General features: G+C 70.1%; 5 protein-coding genes. All 5 read left to right on the forward strand.

Translation table 11 applies throughout. From position 1 onward, the window contains the following. The coding region (locus tag WH07_RS09910; protein WP_046498152.1) for a hypothetical protein at window positions 1-839 on the forward strand (839 nt) is incomplete at its 5' end. A 193-nt stretch (window positions 840-1,032) separates the two neighbouring features. Next, window positions 1,033-1,782 (forward strand): LmeA family phospholipid-binding protein, encoded by a 750-nt coding sequence (locus WH07_RS09915; RefSeq protein WP_046498155.1) that lies wholly within the window; start codon window positions 1,033-1,035, stop codon window positions 1,780-1,782. 717 nt (window positions 1,783-2,499) lie between these two features. Further along, a complete protein-coding gene (locus WH07_RS09920) occupies window positions 2,500-3,339 on the forward strand; it encodes a sulfurtransferase (protein WP_046498157.1) in 840 nt (279 codons plus the stop codon). Window positions 3,340-3,368: 29 nt separating this feature from the next. Continuing rightward, on the forward strand, window positions 3,369-3,656 hold the full coding sequence (locus WH07_RS09925; RefSeq protein ID WP_046498161.1) for a DUF1416 domain-containing protein: 288 nt from the start codon (window positions 3,369-3,371) through the stop codon (window positions 3,654-3,656). Between the two features lie 176 nt (window positions 3,657-3,832). Continuing rightward, window positions 3,833-4,117: a DUF3099 domain-containing protein gene (locus WH07_RS09930; RefSeq protein WP_046498163.1), complete on the forward strand. Its 285-nt coding sequence runs from the start codon at window positions 3,833-3,835 to the stop codon at window positions 4,115-4,117. The last annotated feature ends 104 nt before the right edge of the window (window positions 4,118-4,221 follow it).

The raw sequence follows: 4,221 nt of genomic DNA on the forward strand, positions 1-4,221 counted from the left end.
CCCCCGTACCGTCCGCCGCCCCAGCACCCGCGCCCGGCGCCGACGGCTACAACGCCCCCACCACCATGGGCAACGCCCGTATCACCGACGCCCAGCGCGCCCGCGCCGAGGGCCGCTCGCCGATCATCCCGCCCGGCATGCAGCCGGCCGGGCTGACCGCCGTACTGGGCCTGCTGCTGGCGGGGGGCGCGGCGGTCGGACCGTACGGGCTGCTCGTCCCGCTGGTGCTGCTCCAGGCGGTCACCGCGGCGGGCTGGTTCCGGTTGAACGGCATGTGGCCGGCCCGGCAGGGCATCGCGCTCGCCTTCCTCGGCGGGCTGACGGCCGATGTCGCGCTGCTGGCGGTCGACGACAAGTACGCCGTGGCCGCGATCGTCGGCACGCTCGGGGTCTGGGTCCTGCTGACGGTCGTCCTCCAGCTCCGCAGCCGCGCGGGCGCCGACGAGCGGATGGAGGGCCTGATGGCCACCGTCGCCTCGGCCGCGCTCACCATCATCGCCACCGGCCATCTCGCGGCCCTGCCGGACGCGGTGGTCGTGGGCGGGGTGGCGGTCGCCGCGACCACCGTGGTCCGTGCCCTGCCGCTGCCCGGGATCGCCTCGCTCGTGGTGGCGCTGCTCGCCGGTCTCGGTGCCGGAGTGGTGGTCGGCCCGATGACGGACCTGGGCGGCGGCGCGGGCGCGCTGCTGGGGCTGGGGGCCGGGATCTGCGCGCTGACCGGACTGCGGGCGGCGAGCTACGACTACCCTTCCCGCTTCGTCCACATGACCGCCGGAGTGGCTCTGCCCCTGACGGCCGCGGCCCCGGCCGTCTACCTGCTGGGCCGGGTGCTGGGCTGACCGGTTAGTCTCAGTCGGTCGCCGGTGGGGCGAGATCGATCGAAATCGATCAGCGGCGATCAGCGGGGGGCGGCGGCGACCCAGAGCCGCCCTCGAACGACCAGGCACCGACACGGGAACACCGGCACCGGACACCGATCACGGAACACCGACACCGGATCAACGGCACCGACAGGGTGGGGGACACCGAGCAATGCGCGCACTGCGAATACTGCTGATTCTCGTGGTGATCTTCGGCGGGCTGTTCGTCGCCGCGGACCGGGCCGCGGTGTACTTCGCCGAGGGCCAGGTCGCCGACCGGATCAGGTCGAGCCAGGGGATCGATTCCCAGCCCCAGGTCTCCATCAAGGGCTTCCCCTTCCTCACCCAGGTCCTGGGTTCGTCGCTGGACGAGGTCGACATCAGCCTCGACGGTGTCAGTGCCACCGCGGACGGCCACCAGGTCCAGGTGACCGAGGTCAGCGCCGAGCTGAGGAACGTCGAGATCGACAGCAGCTTCTCGTCGGCCACCGCCGGCCAGGCCACCGGCTCGGCGCACATCTCGTACGCCGATCTCGCGAAGTCCGCGCCGAAGGGTGCCACCGTCGGGTACGCGGGTCCCGACCGCGCCGCCAAGGGCCAGGTCAAGGTCTCGGGGCCGCTGGCCGAGGTGCTGGAGGGCGCGGGCATCGACATGCCGTCCTCGGTGCGGGCGCTGCTGGAGGGCCGCGAGGTCACGGCGTACAGCACGGTCTCGCTGACGGGCGGCAACACGGTACGGCTGCGCGCCGAGGAACTGCCCGAGCTGCCGGTGCCGGGCCTGAACGACCAGGTCAGGGACGTCGTCAACTACGACCTCAAGATCGACGGACTGCCGTCGACCATCAAGCTCGACAAGGTCACCGCCTCGGAGACCGGCCTCCAGTTCTCCGGTACGGGCACGAACGTCTCGCTCGCCGGCTAGGACGCCTTTCGCATCAGAGCCGGTCCGGCTCGGCATCAGCGCCTGTCCGGCGGATCTCCGTGCGAATCCCCGCGCGGGCCGCCGACCGGGGGACCGCCGGCCGGGTGATCGGATGGTGAGACGCCGCGACCCCCGCCGGGTCGGACGTCCCCGCCGAATCGGCCTTCGTCACCGACTTCGCCGGCGCCGTCACGGCGCTGTCGCTGCTAGGCCCTGTCCGGCCGATCTTCGCGGGCCCGGAACGCCTGGCACGGCGCCTCGCTGCGTTGTCGGAGTCGTCCAAGTACGTCCAGTACGAGAACGATCCTCCGCCTTCCGATGCACCGCACCAGCCGCCCCGGGCTGATCCACGAAGATCGACCGGACAGGACCTAGCCGTCTCGCTCCGTGGATGATCGCGTCTCGCCATACGACACACCGGTGACATGTCCGCCGGAACGTCCCTACGATCGGACGTATGAGGCAGCAGGCGGACTTCACGAAGCGGCGGGCAGTCGACCTGTGCCGCGTCGCCGCCATGCTCTGTCGCCCTGTCTGAACGGGATTTCCGCGTCCCGTTTTTCCCGCGGCCCTTCGAGTGTCTCAGGGCCGGCACCGCGCCGTATGCCGGCTTCCGTCCCCCGCGTGCCATGCCCGGAAGCCACGCCGCACCCGTACGCACACGCACCACCCGGCACCAGCACCATCCCGCCGCACACTGCCCCGGAGGAGAACAGCATGAGCCGCAGCGACGTCCTGGTAGACGCCGACTGGGTCGAGGCCCACATCGACGACCCGAAGGTGGTCATCGTCGAGGTCGACGAGGACACCTCGGCGTACGACAAGAACCACATCAAGAACGCCGTCAGGATCGACTGGAAGAAGGACCTCCAGGACCCGGTCCGCCGTGACTTCGTCGACCAGGAGGGCTTCGAGAAGCTCCTGTCGGCCAAGGGCATCGCCAACGACGACACGGTCGTCCTCTACGGCGGCAACAACAACTGGTTCGCGTCGTACGCGTACTGGTACTTCAAGCTGTACGGCCACGACTCCGTCAAGCTCCTCGACGGCGGCCGCAAGAAGTGGGAGCTGGACTCCCGTGACCTGGTCGAGGCCGTCCCCGAGCGCGCGGCGACCACGTACCGGGCGCAGCCCCAGAACACCGCGATCCGCGCCTTCCGTGACGACGCCGTCGCCGCGATCGGCACGCAGAACCTGGTCGACGTACGGTCGCCCGACGAGTTCAGCGGCAAGCTGCTCGCGCCGGCGCACCTCCCGCAGGAGCAGTCGCAGCGCCCGGGTCACATCCCGTCCGCCCGCAACATCCCGTGGTCCAAGAACGCCAACGACGACGGCACCTTCAAGTCGGACGACGAGCTGAAGGAGCTGTACGCCGACGAGCAGGTGGACCTCAGCAAGGACACCATCGCGTACTGCCGTATCGGTGAGCGTTCCGCGCTCACCTGGTTCGTGCTGCACGAGCTGCTCGGTGTCGAGAACGTCAAGAACTACGACGGCTCGTGGACCGAGTACGGCTCGCTCGTCGGTGTGCCGATCGAGCTCGGCGCCAACAAGTAATCACGCCCCGACCTGGAGGACCGAACAGTATGTGTGGAGCACAGGCCGGCGGCCCCGACGCTTCGACGATCAAGCCCGGCGAGACGACCATCCAGGGTTCCGTGACGCGTGACGGCGAGCCCGTCACCGGTTACGTGCGCCTGCTGGACTCGACCGGTGAGTTCACCGCGGAGGTCCCGACCTCGGCGACCGGGCAGTTCCGCTTCTACGCGGCCGAGGGGACGTGGACGGTGCGGGCGCTCGTACCGGGTGCCACGGCGGACCGTACGGTCGTCGCGCAGACCGGGGGCCTCGCGGAGGTCGCGATCGCGGTCTGAGCTCAGTCCGCATGCGCAGGGCGTAGGGCGCGCAGAGCGTGGAGGGCCGCATCCGTGACGGATGCGGCCCTCTTCCATGCGGTCTCCGATGCTGGGGTCTCCTGCTGTACGGGATCTCCTGCTGTACGGGGTCTTCGCGCGGGTCCCGGCGGCCGTTTCGGTCGTAGGCTGGAGGCATGTACACGCGACGCCGTCGTCGGTACTTCCTGTTGATGGGCGGATGCCTGATCCTCTTCGTCTCCGCCTGGGGATTCGTACGATTCTGGTCGGTCCCGGCCGCCGTCGCCCTGTGCATCGTCGCCATGGTGATTCCACCGATCGCGGCCATGGTGGGGAACGCGCGGGGCAAGGACGACCGCTGGTGGGACGACCCGACCGGGGACCCTCAGTCCGATGAGTGGTGGGACGAGCTGGACGGCAAGACGCCCCCGAAGTCCCAGAAGAGAGACAGCAGGAAGTAGCCGGGCAGAGCAGTGAGCGGGCGGGAAGCGGCGCGAGAAGCGCGCGGTGCCCGTCCAGGGTGGGGGCTATCTGCGTTCTCGGGCCTTCGGGGGCTTTTCGGGGG

This window comes from Streptomyces odonnellii, from assembly GCF_000981895.1.
GTDB lineage: Bacteria > Actinomycetota > Actinomycetes > Streptomycetales > Streptomycetaceae > Streptomyces > Streptomyces odonnellii.